This window comes from Clostridioides sp. ZZV15-6383, assembly GCF_020657735.1.
GTDB classification, from domain to species: Bacteria; Bacillota; Clostridia; order Peptostreptococcales; family Peptostreptococcaceae; genus Clostridioides; species Clostridioides difficile_D.
This window is the reverse complement of record NZ_JAGWCV010000237.1, coordinates 1-255: the sequence shown is the minus strand read 5'-3', so window position 1 is coordinate 255 and position 255 is coordinate 1. Positions and strand designations below refer to the sequence as shown.

Annotated in this window: 1 protein-coding gene; it reads right to left on the bottom strand. The window is 24.7% G+C overall.

What is annotated here, in order from left to right:
- Positions 1 to 255: helix-turn-helix domain-containing protein (locus KGF42_RS20720; RefSeq protein ID WP_227826948.1), on the bottom strand; the 255-nt coding region annotated here is incomplete at both ends.

Here is a 255-nt window from a genome sequence, read left to right as displayed (position 1 = left end):
ATGCATTATCTAAATCTCTTAAGGCGTTTTGTAGTGAAAATTTGTCAGGTTCTTTAAGCCAATTTAATTCTTTTTTTAAATTGGTTAAATCAGAACTACACTGTTTATAAGTAAAAGTTTCTCTATCATTTTTATAAACTTCTATTCTTTTAGCAAGATACTTATTATATACAAATCTACAACATCCAAAAGTTTTGTTAATTAACTCTTGCTGTTTTTTATTTGGATACATTCTAAACTTATAAGCTTTTTCCA